This window comes from Gimesia panareensis, assembly GCF_007748155.1.
Taxonomy (GTDB): domain Bacteria; phylum Planctomycetota; class Planctomycetia; order Planctomycetales; family Planctomycetaceae; genus Gimesia; species Gimesia panareensis.
Genome location: NZ_CP037421.1, coordinates 2,801,457 through 2,816,417, shown reverse-complemented (window position 1 = coordinate 2,816,417; position 14,961 = coordinate 2,801,457). Strand labels below are relative to the sequence as shown.

Here is a 14,961-nt window from a genome sequence, read left to right as displayed (position 1 = left end):
ATGTTCAAAGGACTGGGAAATCTCGCCGGCATGATGAAGCAGTTTTCGGAAATGCAGGGACGGATGCAGGAGATGCAGGAAAAACTGGGCCAACTGCGATTTGAAGGTGCTGCCGGTGGTGGCATGGTCACGGTCGAAGCGAACGGCCAGCAGAAAATTCTGGGAGTGAAGATCGACCAGACACTGCTGGAGAGCGGTGATAAAGAAATGCTCGAAGATCTGGTCACGGCAGCGACCAATGCAGCACTGGAAAAAGCCCGGGAAGGCGCTGCAGAAGAAATGGCGCAAATCACAGGAGGTTTGAATATTCCCGGCCTCGATGAAGCATTGTCTAAATTCAATCCCAATACGTAGGCTGTCTTTCCCCTCCCCTGATTTCCAGCCAGGTTTGCTGGTTCGCGTTCATTGATTTCTTATTTTGAAGAGTTCATTTTTATGTCGCTTCGTGGAAGAGAGAGCCAGTCTCATCCTTATGGTTCGAGCGTAGGAAATCTGATTGATCAGTTTGCCACGCTGCCTGGAATCGGTCGCAAATCAGCGGAACGACTGGCGCATTACGTTTTGTCGATTCCGGAAGCAGAGGCTCGACAGCTGGCGGACGCCATCATCGAGGTGAAACAGGCGATCCACCCCTGCTCGATCTGTTTTAATCTGACCGAACAGGACGTCTGCAGCATTTGTGCGGATCCCCGGCGTGACAAGAAACTGGTCTGTGTGGTCGAACAGCCCCGGGATGTCGTGTCCCTGGAAGCGACCAGTTCATTCCAGGGCGTGTATCACGTATTGCAGGGGCGGATTTCTCCACTGGACGGGATTGGCCCCGATGACCTGACGATCAATGCCCTGGTCCGGCGGGTCAAACAGGATGGCGTGACCGAAATCATTATGGCGACCAACCCGACACTCGAGGGAGACGGGACTGCACTTTATATTTCCAATCTGCTCGAACACGAAAATGTAGAGATTACCAGACTGGCTCGGGGGATCGCCTCCGGGAGCGTGCTGGAATTTGCGAATAAAGAGATGTTGGCGGACGCCCTGCAGGGACGACAAAGGTTTTAGGTTTTTCAATTTCATTTGTTTTCTTTTATTAACCAGGCTGAGTTTGAATTCGGATAATTTATGCATCTGAATATTTCACAACAAATGAAACTGGGCCAGCAGATGAAGCTGGCTCCCCGGATGATCCAGTCGATGGAGATTCTGCAGCTCCCTTTACAGGCGCTGGAAGAACGAATCGACCAGGAGCTTGCGGAGAATGTCTGCCTGGAACGGGTCAGCGATACAGAGGGGACGACAGACACCGAAACCGAGCTGATGCGGAATCAGGCCGACGAGGACGCCAACAGTTACCAGCTCGATGAAAAAGAGATGGTCGCCGGCAGTGAGACGAACAACGAGTCTGATTTTGAGCGGCTGCTGGAGATGGCCGAACAGTGGCCGGAAGACAATGTGACCTCCGCGACCAAGCCTTCCTCCAACCGGATCAGCGAAGACATCGAGCGCAATAATGATGCGGTGGCCAATATTTCGGAACGGCAGCAGACCATCAATGAGTATCTGCTGGAACAGTTCCACTACTTTTCCTGTTCTCCAGAGATCAAGGAGTTCGGTGAATACCTGATTCAGAACCTGGATCACAACGGTCGCCTGCAAAGTTCACTGGCTGAAGTCGTGCAGGTCTACGGGAAACCGATTTCGCAGGAAGAAGCCGAAACGGCCCTGCATCTGATCCAGAAATGCGATCCTCCGGGCGTCGGTGCCCGGGATCTGAAAGAATGCCTGCTGCTGCAACTCAAGCCGGACGCCCCTTATCGCGATGTACTGGTCACCCTGATTACCTCACATCTGGAAGACCTGGGGCAGAATCGCCTGCCGGTCATTCAGCGTAAAACCGGCTATTCAATCGAAACCATCAAAAATGCGATGTCCTATCTGCGGTATCTGGATCCGTTTCCGGGTCGCGGGTTTGAATCGGAACCGGTGCTGAAAGTCACCCCGGATGTGTTTGTCAAGCGGGATGAGAACGGCAAATATGTGGTCGAGCTCGAAAACGAGTATACACCGCCTCTGCGCATCAGCCGACGGTATGCCCAGTTGCTCCGCAATAAGACTGACGATCAGACCAAAGATTACATCAAGAAAAAGATCGACGCGGCGAAGTGGCTGATTGAAGCCATCGAACAGCGGCACAGTACCTTGAAACGGGTGGCGCAGGCGATTGTCGATTTTCAGACCGACTTTCTCGATAACGGTCCGGAATACATTGTGCCCCTCAAAATGCAGCAGATTGCAGATGTGGTGGGCGTGCACGTGACAACCGTTTCGCGGGCTGTCGACGACAAGTGGATCCAGACGCCCCGGGGCCTGTATCCGCTCAAACGGTTCTTTGGCGGCGGGACCAAAACTTCGGATGGCGAAGACGTGGCCTGGGGCATTATCCGTCTTAAGATGAAAGAGATCATCGACGGGGAAGATAAGAGTAAACCTCTTTCTGATGATGCCCTGGTCGATGCTCTGGCGAAGGAAGGTTACAACCTCGCCCGGCGGACCGTGACCAAGTATCGTAAAGCAATGAATATTCCTTCATCCCGACAGCGGCGTGAGTATTAACGTCTGCAGGCTCAGAGCTGATGCTGCCAGCCCGTCCGTTCCAGTGGAATGAGGGAGCCGTCTTCTTTCTCGAGGAACGCCCCCTCCTCTGACGTAATTTCTCCCAGATGTGTGAGCGGAATGGCGAGCGGATTCTGTTCCAGCAACCGCTGTCCCTCTTCCGGGGAGACGGTAAACAGCAGTTCGAAATCCTCTCCGTCGGAGACCGCTTTCTGGAGCCGTTCCGCAGCTGACAGTTCTGAGGAGACGCGCTGGCTGATGGGGATTTGTTGCGATCTGATCACTGCACCCATACCAGATTCGGTCAAGATGTGTTGCAGATCGGAAGCCAGCCCGTCGCTGATATCGATCATCGCGTGCAGGGAGACCGTTTCTTTCAGGATCGCGGCTTCCCTGACTCGGGGAGTAAATGTCAGGTGATGTGAGGCCAGGCTGCCTCCCAGCTCTCCGGTGACGAAGATCCAGTCGCCGGCGTGAGCACTCGAACGCATTATTGATTTTGTCTGTGGTGCCGTACCCAGCAGGGCGACATTGATGACCAGCGGGCCTTCCCAGCTGTTGGTGTCGCCGCCGATGACTTCGGTTCGATATTCTTTGGCCAGATCGATCAGGCCCTGCATGACCGCTTTGGCGAAATCCGCACCCCGCGAGCGAGGCAGCGCCAGGCTGACCAGAGCCGAATGGGGCTCTCCCGCCATCGCGGCAATATCGCTCAGGTTGACCGCCAGTGCTTTGCGACCCGCGAGCTCGGGAGTGGCGGGAGGGAACGTGAAATGTGTCCCTTCCATCAGCATGTCGGTTGCCAGCAGCAGTTCCCTGCCCGGCTGGGGCGGTACGACTGCGGTATCGTCACCGATGCTCAGCAGGTCGTGAGGGGGAACTGGACAGCGTGACTGAATCCAGTCGATCAGTTCAAATTCGTTGAAGGCAGCAGCCATGAGAGTTTCTGAATGCGGGTTTCTGTGGTCAGTGAAGATTCGAACTGATTGTCAATCTTCGGCAGGCATGCATCATAGCAGACCGGGGGGCAGGCTGGCGAGGGGCCTTGGTGCGGATTCTCTACGAAGCAGCAGGGAAGGAACCACAGGATGTAAAAAGACCCGGCACACTTCTACAAAGAGTGTGCCGGGCTGATGGATCCAGTTAATGAACTGAATGATGGATCTTTTAGTCGCTTACGGAGTGCCGGCCAGATTGAGTGGCAGGTGTCCGTACAGCGTTTCGTTCTTTCTGAGGATGTAGAACTTGAGCGGGTTGAAGCTGGAAAGTTTTGAATTGCTCAGCACGTAGGACACGTTGCTGAGATTCACGGTTTCCCAGATGTGTAGTCCGACGAGAATATCACCACGTCGCATGCCGTTCATTGCGGCAGGGCTGTGGGGACGAACGTCTTCGATCAGCATGCCACCTTCATAGCGGGGGCTCAGCAGGTGCTTCTGTGAATCGGGGACCTTGGCCAGTTTGATGCCCAGGATATCCCAGGTTTTCTCTGCCGTGGGGTCCATGGCGATTTCATTGTTCTGAGCTCGTACGACAGGAGCACTGACTGGTGAGGTCCGAGCTACGTTGCCGACGTCTGCCAGTGTGATCTGTATCGTCTGGGTTTTATCCTCACGACGGATTAACAGGTCGAGCGTGTCTCCCGCCTTGTGGCCCATGAAGGCACGTTCGAGGTCGGCCCGGTCAACAACATTGACCGAACCGGCTTTCATGATGATGTCGTCTTTCAGAAGTCCCGATTTTTCAGCAGGGCTGTCTTTGGCAGGGGTTTTGAGTACCAGCATCTGCTTATCACCCTGCTTGATGTCTTTTGCCATGATTCCATGGTAAGTATGATCGAGCAGTTCGGTGCTGATCAGGTCGGCGATGATCTTGCGGGCGTCGTCGATCGGAATGGCAAAACCAATCCGCTGGGCACCGGCACGAATGGCGACATTGATGCCTACCACTTCGCCATCCAGGTTGAGCAGCGGTCCCCCACTGTTACCCGGATTGATGCTGGCATCGGTCTGAATCAGGTTTTTGTAGGATTGTTTCTCGTTGACTTCCACGTCCCGTGAGAGGGAACTGATAATGCCGGAAGTCACAGTATGTTCGTAACCGAACGCGTTGCCGACTGCGATCACAGTTTCTCCCAGCATCAGGTCTGAGGATGTTCCGGGAGGCATGACAGTCAGTTTTTTGTTCGGATTGATTTTGATAATCGCCAGGTCTTCGCTCTGGTTGGAAGAGACGATGCGGGCGTTGTAGGTGCTGCCGTCAATCATGGTTACACGCAGCGAATCGACTCCATCGATGACGTGGTGATTGGTGACAATGTATCCGCGGGGATCGACTACAATCCCGGTTCCCATGCCGTTGACTTTACGGCTCTTACCGGAGCCAAACAGGGAATCGTCGGTGCGTGCAGTTTTCTCGCTGTGGATATTAACCACAGACGTTTTCGCACGCTCAATGGCGCGGACAAGGGGCGTTTTCCGTACATCGGAGGCTACACTCTGCTCACATAATGCACCAGCTCCTGTGACAAGAATCAGAGTGCACAGCGTGAGTTTATAAAAGCACTTAATCATTCGGTGGCTCAGTTCATCGAGGTGGCGGTGCGATTACTCGCGTGTCCTAGTTCCATCTACCGACCGGAGGCGATCCATCAATGCTCCGTAGAACTGGGTATCGGAATGAATTCTTTGGTGTCTTAATTATGAACAGTCTCTCTGGAATAGTTTACCTAGTTGACACAGCGTAACTTTAGGTAAGGTGTGCGGGTTGTCCGGGCGCAGAATGAGTGATTATGAATGGGAAAATCGGAAAAGTCTCATGCCGGGCCGGGTGGACGCAGGGGGATTCGTCTTTTCGAGCTGGAATCGGGCTGCGACTGGTGTTCAGGTTGTTCAATCCTGTTGATCTTGAACGATTTCCAGCTTTTTCTTGTAATTTGCGAGCTTCTTTTGCAACTCAGATTTATTCGCTGCATCCGCATTCTGGATTGCGATCTCCAGAGTTTTGACAGCCTGGGAGACCTGTTCGTTCTTCAGATAAGCAATGGCTAATGTGTCCAGCATGTTGGCATCCCTGTTGTTTGTCAGTTCACACGCCTGTTTTGCATGCAGGATGGCAGCTTCCGGGTTCAAATGGTCAGGATCTTCGCAGGTCGCATACAGCCAGGCCAGATCGTTATGGACGATGGGAGACAGCGGATTCAGTTCGCTGGCCCGCTGGTAGTCTTTGATCGCCGAACCGTATTGTTTCATTTCCTGCCAGACCCCGGCCCGGTTGCAGAATACTTGCGATACGAAGTTGTTGAGCTTAATCGCCTGGTCAAAGTCTTTCAGTGCCAGATCCTGTTTCCCCTGCTCCAGATGCGCGATGCCCCGTGCATTGAGGGCATTGACCGACCTGGGGTTCAATTTGACAGCCTGATCGAAATCCCTGATCGCGTACTGGGGCTGATGGTCCTCCAGATAGAGCATGCCCCTCAGCTGAAAGGCGTGCTCGCTGTGTGGTGCCAGTTCGATTGCGTGATTCAGATCTTCCAGGGCCAGCCGAGTCTCCTGCTGTAAACGTCTGATGCTGGCCCGGTTAATAAACAGATGGGCGTTGTCCGGGTTCAGTTTCAATGCCGCTTCCACATCAGCCAGGGCTGCCTCGTATTGTTTTAATTCCTGTCGGGCGATCGCTCTTAACTGGTACCGTTCCACGGTCGGTTTTTCTTTGATGGCTTTGTCCAGGTAAGTCACCAGATCCTTTGGGATTCGGACATCGCTCTCCCTGACCCATCCCCCCAGCAGGGGAACCCAGAGCCATTCCTGGTTTTTTTCGGTGACCAGAACGACTTCACCGGGATTGAGCTTCTGTTTGATGCCCGCGCCGGTTTTCAGATCCGCCTCCCTGGCAGTGACAATCCGCGTATGCGGGGCCAGTTTCTGGTTTTCGGCTGCTTTTGAGATGCCGGTACAAAAGAGCATGCTCCCCAGAATCAAGAGCTGGCAGGCCCGGGAACCGGTGGTAGTGGTCAAATAGGTAGACATGGAGTGGGAGGCCGTAAGTTATTACTGATTGTTAGTTTTTTGTTATAATTGATATTTTCTATAGAATTCCTATATTAACATGGTATCCTAGGTGCGCGTACAAATGTTTTCAAAATTCAGAGAAATCGAGTCCAGAGTGATCTGAATTTGCGGATACGTTGATTTCCAGAACAACGATGACAGACCAACGATTGAAAGGGGAGGAATGGTGAAATCGATACTCAAATTCGCATGTGTTGCTGCAGCCATCATGATGATGACCACTGCAGTTGAGGCAGGTAAGTGTCGATCGCAGTTGTGTTGTGTGAATTCTGCTCCTTGTGTGAGCGGATGCGACCCTTGTGCGACGATCACCTGTCAACCCGCCTGCAAAACGGTGGAACGCACCGTGATGGTACCGGAGATGGTGACCGAAACCCGCAAAGTGCACTGCACCGCTTACCGGACGGAAACCCGTCAGCGCGATGTCACCGTTTATGACAACGTGCCGGAAGTCCAGGAAGTGACTCAGACTTATACGGCGTACGTGCCTGAAGTCCGCACCCGGACTGAGAAGTATGTGGTCTGCAAGCCGATCTGGAAAACGTCCCAGAAATCGTACACGGTCAACGTCCCCTACTATGAAAACCGCACTGGTACCCGCATGGTCGAGCAACGGTTCTGGAAGGACGTCGAGCAGGAATACACGGTGAATGTGCCTTACACAAAGCAATGTACCGCCACCCGGATGGTGCAGAAGGTCGTTACCAAAGATGTCCAGCAGGATTACACTGTCAACGTGCCTTATACCGAAAAGCGGACCTGCATGCGGACCGTCATGAAGTGCGTACCGGTCAAGCGGTTTCGGACTGTCTGTGAAGATCAGGGACACTGGGAAGACCGTCCGATTGAGACCTGCTGCCCTGCCCCCGCCTGCGGCAATTGTGGAACCTGTGGCGACTGCTGTCAGCCGGCCTGCACTCCCGTCTGCACACAGCGGGTCTGGGTTCCCAAGATGGTCCAGAAGAAAGTCGAGTACACTTCCTACCAGCAGCAGTGCGAGCAGGTGCCTTATACCTATGAAGTACAACTCTGCAAACTGGAAAAACGGACTCGGACAGTCCAGGTTTGTGAGACCGTCTGTGTGCCGGAAAAATATACTTACATGGTTCAACTCTGTCGGCCTGAGACACGGACACGGACTGTCAAAGTCTGCGATGTCAAATGTGTGCCTCAGCAGTTTACCTACAAGGTCAAGCTCTGCCGCCAGGAAACCCGCACCTGTGATGTGAAAGTCTGCTCCTTCGTGAAAGAGGAAAAGACACGCCAGGTGAACTACACGGTCTGTGTGCCCGAGCAGCGAACCTGCACTCGCAAAGTGACCGTCTGCAAGCGGGTTCCCCGTGTGGTGCAACAGTCCTACACGGTCTGTATCCCCTACACCGTCGAAAAAGAAGTTCCGGTTCAGGTCTGCCGGTGTGTGCCGAAAAAAGTACTGGTTCAGGTCTGTGAACCAGCCTGTTCGACCTGTAACTGATTCCGCTGCAGCATGCGAGATCCTGCAGTCTGCGGGAGACGAAATCAGCCTCATACTTTCGGGTATGAGGCTTTTTTTATAAAATGAGAGACATCGTCTATCACTATTTTACATTCAAATACGAGTCGTCTGATGTCTGCAGAGTTATCGAACGGAAATCCGCCCTCACGGTTTACTGAGGAATTTGACCAGCTGATCACCGTGTTGACCCGGCTGGCTGAACGCGAAGGTGCAGAGCTGAACTGGCCTGCTGATGCGTGGGAGGCCCTCAAAGAGGCGGGAGTGCTGGGTTGGAATGTTCCTGTCGAATTCGGTGGGGCCGACTTTGATTCGATCGAAATGACCTACGGCTACATCCGGCTGGCAGAAGCCTGTCTGACGACGACATTCGTACTGACCCAGTTCAACGCAGCCTGTCAGCGGATCAACTGGTCGGCCGATACTGATTTCAAGACCACTGTCTTTCAAGAACTGGTCAGCGGTGCGAAGTTTGCCACGGTGGGGATTTCACATCTGACTACGTCCCGCCAGCATCTGAAAAAGCCGACCGTCGGTGCCCGACAGGTTGAGGGAGGCTGGGTTCTGGATGGTTTCGTTCCCTGGGTTACCGGAGCCGTGCATGCAGACTATATCGTGACCGGTGGTGTGTGTGACGACGGAACCCAGATTCTGGGGCTGGTCGATACTTCTGCTGACGGGGTCGATCCCCAGTCACCCATCGAGATGCTGTCGATGACCGGATCTCACACAGGCGCGGTCAAGCTGAACCAGGTAAAGATTCCGGACGCACATCTCATTGCCGGCCCTGTGGAGCAGGTTATGAAACGGCCCGATGGTCAGGGGGGCGCCGGTTCGCTGACGACCTCTGCACTGGCACTGGGCGTCGCCCGCCGGGCGATCGCACGGTTACAGGAAGAGACCGAAAAACGCCCCGAACTGCTGGAGATTTTTCAGCCTTTGCATGCGGAATGCACGGGCATCTACCAGGAAATGTTCGAGACCCTGCAGGCTGGGACCCTCAACGGCACGTTTTCGGAAAAGATCCGCGAGCGGTCGAACTCACTGGTGCTGCGTGCTTCCCAGGCACTGCTGGCAGCGGTCAAAGGGGCGGGATTCGTCAAAGGTCATCCGGCGGAACGGGCGATCCGCGAGGCGATGTTCTTCCTCGTCTGGTCCTGTCCCCAACCGGTGGTGCATGCCAATATGCGGGAGTTCGCCTGCGTCCTCGACTGAGCCGGATTATTTTTCACCCGCCATGGCTTCCGCCAGATTGACGATATGATCCCTGACACGTCTGAGGGCATTGAGCGTCGAAGTGTAAGAGACATTGATGTAGGGATCGACCTTCTCTTCTGAGAGGTAGTCCAGATGCTCTTTCGAAAGTGACTTCACTTTGTCTTTGATCTCACTGCCGGACTGCACGGTAGCTGCGACGATGTCCTGGTTTTCGGCATGCTGGTAGGCTTCGGTGACCTGGTGCAGCTGACCTTCGACCATCGCCAGGACTTCAAGTAAGGAATCGTTATGCGGTTCATCAAAGCTGCGGCCCTGCTTTTTCAATTTCAGCCGGAACTTGGCGATGCGTTGCAGATAGTCGCTGATCGATTCGTATTCATCCGCCATCCGCAGCTGGCAGCGTCCTTCGGCGATGACTTCCTGTGACAGGTCCATGGCCAGCAGGTGCGTGATGTAGCTGGTGATTTCATCCTGCATCCGGTCCAGTTCCTCTTCATGCTTGAATAGAACTTCGACCTCCACCGGATCGGGAGTCTCCTGGGAGAGCAGCCGCTTCAGGATCTCTACCATCTCATCACAGAGGATGCCCATTTTGATGACTTCGCCCCGCGACTGTTCAATGGCCAGGACAGGCGTTTCCAGAATGCGGATATCCAGGCTGGTGAGGTGCGAGATTTCCTGAGGCTTGTCCTTGACGATTTTGGTCAGCAGCGTGGCGATATGACCTGCGAACGGCAGGAAGACCAGCGTATTCAGAATATTGAATACGGAATGCGTGGCGGCGATAGCGGTAACCGTTTCCGGAAAGGTCACTTCCCCGTTGACTACGACTTCTTTGGTGACATCCACGTCGATCAACCAGGGAATGAATTTGACATACCAGAAGAAGATCGTCGAAATCCAGAGGACGCCGCCGATGTTAAACAGAAAATGGAAATAGGCGGCACGCCGGGCATTGGTGGTGGTGCCGATCGAGGCCAGCAGCGCGGTGACCGTGGTCCCGATATTTTCTCCCAGCACGAGTGCTGCTGCGGTTTCGAAGGGGATCAGACCGCTGGACGCCAGGGAGATTGTAATCCCCAGTGTCGCAGAAGAAGACTGAACGAGTACGGTCAGGATGCAGCCTACCAGCATGCACTGGAAGACGCCCACGAATGTATTTGCCTGGAAATGCAGGAACCATTCACGGAACTCGGGCATCTCATGGATGAATTTACAGGACTCTTTCATGAGCTGTAATCCAAAGAAGACCATGCCGACCCCCATGATTGCCAGGGCCAGATAGCGCAGCCGCTCATTCTTGGAAAACAGATAGACAAAGGCAGCAATCCCCAGCATTGGCAGACCGTATTTGCCGATCTTCAACACCAGGATCCAACCGGTGACGGTGGTGCCGATGTTGGCGCCCATGATCACGCCGATGGCCTGAGTCAGAGACATCAGCCCCCCGTTGACGAACCCGACGGTCATCACGGTTGTCACAGAACTGGACTGGACCAGTACGGTGACCATGAAACCAACAATCGTCGCCAGGAGTCGATTGTTCGTGACGGCGCCAATCAGCCGCCTCAAACTGGCGCCGGCAATAGATTGAAGACCCTGGGACATGTATTTCATTCCCAGGAGGAAGATTCCCAGACCGCCAATGAGGGTGGTCGTCATTTCAAACATGTTGTTTCTGGATCCTGTGGTTGATGTCACACCCCTTTTTTTCTGAAAAATGAGGGCGTTTAATGGTGTTCGGATGCTGTTTTGAATGTGAAGCTAATGTTAATATTTCGCATAGTTATTATGAAGATCGGGTGAGAATACAAGGGAGTGAGCGGCCTGTCTTGGCAGAGACTGCTAAAATATTGCCGTTGATCCTTGTAGGATTGCCTCAGGAACGGTAAATCAGTTCTTAAGCGGTTTTAGAACGATTTCCGCGCGAAATTCCGCCAGTAGATGTGTTTAAACGTTTACGTGGTACCGCAGGCCCCCGTAGCTCAATTGGATAGAGTGCTGGCTTCCGAAGCCAGAGGTTGCTGGTTCGAGCCCAGCCGGGGGTACTTTTGCCTGGGCCTGATGCTTATGAGGGCCTGTTGAGGTGAGACCGGAATGGTCTGCCGTCGCTTCTGTTTCCCGAAATTGAGCGGGTTCCTGTTCAACTGGCTGTTCCTGAGAATCTGCTTCTCTTGTAGTCAGCCCTCTTCAGTGGATCGCTGCATTATGCGGAATCTCTGCCGTTGTCGGTTTCCTTCTCGGATTCGTTCTCAGTGGCAGTCAATGTGGTATTGATCGCAAAGCCAAACACCACCCCGGCGATTACACCGCTCCAGAGACTGGATACTGTCTCCCACATTTGGGAATCGATCGTACCCCCTTTGATCGTGGGGTCGAGGAATATTCCAAAAAGTGTACCGCAAACAGTACAAGGAATGAGCCACCCCGATCGGAAGATGAGCGCAGTCAATGAGCCTGCGAACAGTCCGGAATAGAGTCTCCAGAAATAAACAGAGTCGTTCCACCAGGAAAGTAAAGCAAAGGAACCTGTGAGTAGTGTGAGCAGAATCTGAACTGTCAGCAGTACACGGCTTCGTGCGGGCGTCTCGCCGGAGGGCTTCTGCAAACTGTTCATGGGACGCGTCCGTATCACGACGAAGGTCAACTGACTCACCAGAGAAACATACTTGCCTTCTTATTCAAGATATTGATTTCATAATAATCTCTGCAGGGGGCCTGAGCGACCCCGTAACATACGTGGAGCGGCAGTAGATGTTCTTCCCGGGGATGACAAAATCGCGCGCCATAGACATCAGCCCAGCCTGTGAGTCTCTGCATTCTTTCTGCTTCCGAATAATCCGGGCTGCAACACGTTTCCACTAACCAGTCCTCAAAAGACCGGTTCATTTTTTCTGATTCCGGAGTGCTGGCTGAGAAGAAGGCATCTAAATTGTGGAAAGAAAATCCTGAGCCGACCACCAGTACGTTCTGCTGGTGAAGCGACTGAAGGGCCTGGCCTGTTTTGATGTGTTGCAGTGGATCGAGCGTATTTACCAGAGACATCTGGACACAGGGCACATCGGCTTCCGGATACATGATTTTGAGCGGCACAAACATACCATGGTCAAAACCACGCGTCTCATCCAGGCGGGCTTCGATGTCGTTTTGTTTCAGCAGACGTTCGACTTCCTTAGCCAGCGAGGGATCACCCGGGCAGGGATATTGAATTTGATAGGACTCCTCCGGGAACCCGTAATAGTCGTAAATCAAAGACGGGTGCTCTCCTGCCGTGATGGTGGGCAAGTTCTCTTCCCAATGTGCACTCACCATCAAGATCGCAGCGGGCCTGGGGATTTGGGAAGCAATCTGCTGCAGGCAGGCGACCATTTCACGATGGCCGGGATCCCCCAGGAGTGGCATCGGGCCGCCGCCGTGAGATAAGAATAGAGCTTGGGGAATCTGTTGTGTCATGGACTGATACCCAATGATCTAACAAACGAGCTGGTCGCGTAGGGACTCGCCCTTCTCAGGAAACGGTTCCCGAGAACCGGATCCGCAGGTTGTCGATGACTTCGATGCCGCGGGGCATGGTGCCGATGCGTTTGAGCCGGCCTTTGTGTTCCAGGGCTTTGAGATGATCGACAACGCCATTGGTCGATCGGATGCCGAAGGCGGCACCGATTTCCCGCACGGTGGGAGCAGCCCCTGCCCTGGCCCTGTAAACGCGGATGAAACTGAGGATCGCCTGCTGTTTTACTGTGAGTCGTTTCATACTCTTAACCTGATCTGTGGGGAATCAGTCAGGCTCCCATTCTGGACTGCGGGGCCTGCGTTCATTTTGACAGACGGCCTGTCAAAATTCCAGAACAGATTTATCCGGTGGCGTCAGAAAATGCAACTGAACGTGCCTGGTCAGATCAGTTCTTTGATCGGCGATCCGTGCGGCAGGATGGGCATGGGGCGTCCGCTGCGGTCCAGGAACTCGTGGTTCTGGTCGATGCCCATGAAGTGGTAGACGGTGGCCAGCAGGTCGTTGGGATCGAGCTTGTTGTCCTTGGCGTATTCCCCTTTGGCAGTGGTCGAGCCGATGACCTGTCCCATGGGAGCGCCGCCGCCTGAGACCAGAACCGACATCGCACCCGGCCAGTGGTCGCGGCCCGGCTGCATGACCTTGCTTTTGGTTCCCGGCTTCACATCGATGCGGGGAGTGCGGCCGAATTCTCCCGAGACGACCAGCAGCACTCGCTTGTCCAGTCCGCGGGCATAGATGTCTTCAATCAGGGCTGAAACGGCCCGGTCGAACGGGGGCATCCTCACACTCAAGTCGTAATACAGATCGCCGTTGATGGCGTGGATGTCCCAGTTGGAATGGATGCGGTTTTTCTGGGTGCCGGGGATGTCGGGGTTGTTCATGTACATCGTGACGAAGCTGGTCCCCGCTTCGACCAGACGACGTGCCAGGAGTGCCCGCTGACCCCATTTATGGCGTCCGTAACGGTCGCGGGTGGCGTCGCTCTCTTGAGACAGATCGAAGGCCTGGCGGGCCTTGTCGCTGGTGAGCATGCCCAAGGCCTGTTCGTTGATGTTGTCGAGGGCTTCCATCGAACCGTGCAGATCGACGTCTCTGCGGAAGTTGTCAAACGACTGCAGCAGGCTCAGGCGGTCATCCAAGCGGTCTTTAACGCTGTTGGAAACCGAGAGGTTGGGGACTGAGTAGCCCGGGGCTCCGGGATTGCCGCCCACGACGAAAGGCATCGCGGATTCACCCAGGTAAGCGCTGCCACCCCCGTACGCGCGGGGAGAACTGGCGACATAGTTGGGCACACCGACGCGGCGGTGCTCGCGCATCTTGGCGACAATCGGTCCGACCGTGGGAAACTCGGAGACGGGGTTGACGCTCTGCGTTTTACGACCACTCAAAAAGCGGACCGAGCCGCGGGCGTGTTGTGAATCTTCGTGCGAGATGGAGCGGATGATCGAAAATTTGTCGGCGACTTTGGCGTGCAGCGGGAGCAGTTCGCAGATCTCCATGCCGGGAGTCCGGGTCGCGATCGGGTTGAGCTGCCCGCGGTAATCACTGGGGGCATTCGGTTTCATGTCATACGTTTCCATATGACTGGGACCGCCCAGCAGCCAGATGAAAATCACGGCAGTATCTTCCCGGTTCCCTGCCTGGGGATTAATCGCATTGGCCAGCACACGCTGACGCAGCAGATCTGCGAGCCCCATGCCTCCCAGCGCCATGTAACCGGCTTGCAGAAAACTGCGTCGTGACATCGGGCCGGGACAGTAGACGGAACGGTCAGCACTCATGAAGTTACCTCAGGCTTGTGGATACAGGCGGGAACGACAAATTACTTCGGGGAGTTTGTTGTGGTGTCTGGTGCAGGAATTTCGCAGGATTGTTAAGTTTTGATTTTAGCGGGGGAACAGGATACACACAAGTGGAAATTGATGTGTCTGGGCATTTCCCGCTGATTTGCTGCCCCGGTTCGGTTCCCCCTGCCGGCGCGCAAGTTGAGCCTGACAGGGAGAGCCTGGAACATTTTCAGGAGGTCACACAGAGGAATCGGCGGGCGTCGTCAG

At 54.4% G+C, this 14,961-nt stretch carries 13 protein-coding genes and 1 tRNA gene; 6 read left to right on the top strand and 8 right to left on the bottom strand.

Features of this window, described 5'->3' with window-relative positions; genetic code table 11:
• The 3 genes from Enr10x_RS10605 to rpoN all read left to right on the top strand — a co-directional run bounded on the left by Enr10x_RS10605 (position 1) and on the right by rpoN (position 2,613).
• The gene (locus tag Enr10x_RS10605; RefSeq protein WP_145108199.1) at positions 1-354 is read left to right on the top strand and encodes a YbaB/EbfC family nucleoid-associated protein; all 354 of its coding nucleotides are present in this window, start codon (positions 1-3) and stop codon (positions 352-354) included.
• A gap of 81 nt (positions 355-435) precedes the next feature.
• Positions 436-1,062, top strand: a complete 627-nt coding sequence (gene recR / locus Enr10x_RS10600; RefSeq protein WP_145108201.1) for a recombination mediator RecR — start codon at positions 436-438, stop codon at positions 1,060-1,062.
• Positions 1,063-1,122: 60 nt separating this feature from the next.
• On the top strand, positions 1,123-2,613 hold the full coding sequence (gene rpoN, locus Enr10x_RS10595) for an RNA polymerase factor sigma-54 (RefSeq protein WP_145108203.1): 1,491 nt from the start codon (positions 1,123-1,125) through the stop codon (positions 2,611-2,613).
• Between the two features lie 11 nt (positions 2,614-2,624).
• On the opposite strand, the gene Enr10x_RS10590 is transcribed toward rpoN, so the two are convergent.
• From Enr10x_RS10590 to Enr10x_RS10580, 3 genes are all read right to left on the bottom strand, one after another.
• Positions 2,625-3,551, bottom strand: a complete 927-nt coding sequence (locus Enr10x_RS10590; RefSeq protein WP_145108205.1) for a thiamine-phosphate kinase — start codon at positions 3,549-3,551, stop codon at positions 2,625-2,627.
• Positions 3,552-3,788: 237 nt separating this feature from the next.
• Complete coding sequence (locus Enr10x_RS10585) at positions 3,789-5,186, bottom strand: trypsin-like peptidase domain-containing protein (RefSeq protein ID WP_232093305.1); 1,398 nt, start codon at positions 5,184-5,186, stop codon at positions 3,789-3,791.
• Positions 5,187-5,504: 318 nt separating this feature from the next.
• Positions 5,505-6,641, bottom strand: a complete 1,137-nt coding sequence (locus Enr10x_RS10580; RefSeq protein ID WP_145449021.1) for a tetratricopeptide repeat protein — start codon at positions 6,639-6,641, stop codon at positions 5,505-5,507.
• Between the two features lie 205 nt (positions 6,642-6,846).
• On the opposite strand from Enr10x_RS10580, the gene Enr10x_RS10575 reads away from it, so the two are divergent.
• Together Enr10x_RS10575 and Enr10x_RS10570 are read left to right on the top strand one after the other, a co-directional pair.
• Positions 6,847-8,157 (top strand): hypothetical protein, encoded by a 1,311-nt coding sequence (locus Enr10x_RS10575; protein WP_145449020.1) that lies wholly within the window; start codon positions 6,847-6,849, stop codon positions 8,155-8,157.
• A 132-nt stretch (positions 8,158-8,289) separates the two neighbouring features.
• Positions 8,290-9,390, top strand: coding sequence for an acyl-CoA dehydrogenase family protein (locus Enr10x_RS10570; protein WP_145449019.1), 1,101 nt, complete (start codon positions 8,290-8,292; stop codon positions 9,388-9,390).
• A gap of 6 nt (positions 9,391-9,396) precedes the next feature.
• On the opposite strand, the gene Enr10x_RS10565 is transcribed toward Enr10x_RS10570, so the two are convergent.
• Positions 9,397-11,064: a Na/Pi cotransporter family protein gene (locus tag Enr10x_RS10565; protein ID WP_197997560.1), complete on the bottom strand. Its 1,668-nt coding sequence runs from the start codon at positions 11,062-11,064 to the stop codon at positions 9,397-9,399.
• Between the two features lie 303 nt (positions 11,065-11,367).
• Between Enr10x_RS10565 and Enr10x_RS10560 the strand changes: the two genes are divergently transcribed.
• Positions 11,368-11,441, top strand: a tRNA-Arg gene (locus Enr10x_RS10560).
• 158 nt (positions 11,442-11,599) lie between these two features.
• Here Enr10x_RS10560 and Enr10x_RS10555 read toward each other — a convergent pair.
• The 4 genes from Enr10x_RS10555 to Enr10x_RS10540 all read right to left on the bottom strand — a co-directional run bounded on the left by Enr10x_RS10555 (position 11,600) and on the right by Enr10x_RS10540 (position 14,688).
• Positions 11,600-12,010 carry a hypothetical protein gene (locus tag Enr10x_RS10555; RefSeq protein WP_145449018.1) on the bottom strand — a complete coding sequence of 137 codons (411 nt, stop codon included), beginning with the start codon at positions 12,008-12,010 and terminating at the stop codon, positions 11,600-11,602.
• A gap of 35 nt (positions 12,011-12,045) precedes the next feature.
• A complete protein-coding gene (locus Enr10x_RS10550) occupies positions 12,046-12,846 on the bottom strand; it encodes a DODA-type extradiol aromatic ring-opening family dioxygenase (RefSeq protein ID WP_145108242.1) in 801 nt (266 codons plus the stop codon).
• A gap of 55 nt (positions 12,847-12,901) precedes the next feature.
• Complete coding sequence (locus Enr10x_RS10545) at positions 12,902-13,147, bottom strand: LexA family protein (RefSeq protein WP_145108245.1); 246 nt, start codon at positions 13,145-13,147, stop codon at positions 12,902-12,904.
• A 140-nt stretch (positions 13,148-13,287) separates the two neighbouring features.
• Positions 13,288-14,688 carry a DUF1501 domain-containing protein gene (locus tag Enr10x_RS10540; protein ID WP_145108248.1) on the bottom strand — a complete coding sequence of 467 codons (1,401 nt, stop codon included), beginning with the start codon at positions 14,686-14,688 and terminating at the stop codon, positions 13,288-13,290.
• Positions 14,689-14,961 lie beyond the last annotated feature (273 nt).